Annotated in this window: 1 protein-coding gene; it reads right to left on the bottom strand. The window is 70.1% G+C overall.

Going from position 1 to position 1,103, the window contains the following annotated elements; translation table 11 throughout:
* Positions 1 to 202: 202 nt before the first annotated feature.
* A complete protein-coding gene (locus tag FV228_RS30540) occupies positions 203 to 805 on the bottom strand; it encodes a PAS domain-containing protein (protein WP_238259674.1) in 603 nt (200 codons plus the stop codon).
* Positions 806 to 1,103 lie beyond the last annotated feature (298 nt).

The raw sequence follows: 1,103 nt of genomic DNA, 5'->3' as shown, positions 1-1,103 counted from the left end.
CCGCACCGCCGGCCTCACCTCAGCCCCTCCTCGCGCAGCGCCGTCTGCACCGCCGGGCGTCCGCGCACGCGGCGGTACCAGGCATCCAGGTTGTGCAAGCGGTCGAAATGGATGTCGGCTCGATAAGACGAGGTCAGCCACGCGGCCTGCCCCCAGCCCGTGAGCGCGAAGGGACGCGGTGCCGCCCCGCGTAAGCCCGCGTTCAATGCATGGACGGGTTCGACGGGGATCGCTGCCGGTCCGCCAGCTGCCGGCCGATCTCGAGCAGCAGGGTTTCGGTCAGGGCGACGATGCGGGTGTCGCCGAGGTCCGAGACGGCGTTGTGCAGGGACAGGCACAGGTCGGCGGTCTTGTTCAGGGCGTCCTCGATCGTGCTCCCGTCCCGCGTCGCGAAGGCGGTGCCGGCGGACTTGCTGTCCGAGATCTCGACGACGACGCCCCGTCCGGACAGCGGGCGGCCGAGTTCGTCCAGGTAGAAGTGGCCGCGGGTGAACACCCAGCGCAGCCGGCCCTCCGGGGAGCAGACCCGGTACTCGGCGGTGTACGAGCCGCCGGATTGCACGCAGTCCAGGATGACCTGGGAGATGTGCCCCTGATCCGCGTGGTAGACCGCCTTCAGGATCTCCGAGAGGCTGACCCCGGCGCGCGACCGGGCCGGGCTGATGTTGAACAGCAGCGCGGTGACCGGATCGGCCCGCGCGTCGTCGGTGACGATGTCCCACATCCAGAAGCCGACCCCGCCGGAGGCTTCCAGCGCCGCGATCAGGGCCGCCTCTGAGACGATATCGTCGGAGTTTTCCAGCAAGATATCCCCCGATATCCGTATCGCACGTCTGCGCTAGGCCGTTTACTGGATCGGCGCACCGTACCGATCCGGATGTACCAGAAATCGTCGGTCGAATAGAGCACAATGGCAACAGCTGCGCCCGGTCCGCCGCAGCCGCGCGATCGCCCGGTCGTTCCCCATCGGGGCGGGCGGGGGACGCGTCAGGCCTTGCCCTTCCAGGGCACCAGCGCGCGCTCCAGGCGGCGCATGCCGAACGCGGCCGGACCCAGCCGATCCGCCGGCCGATCCGGGTCTCCGGGAGTGCCGCGCCCTGCCC

The sequence above is a fragment of the Methylobacterium sp. WL18 genome, assembly GCF_008040015.1.
Classification (GTDB): domain Bacteria; phylum Pseudomonadota; class Alphaproteobacteria; order Rhizobiales; family Beijerinckiaceae; genus Methylobacterium; species Methylobacterium mesophilicum.
This window is presented reverse-complemented; position numbering and strand designations above follow the sequence as displayed.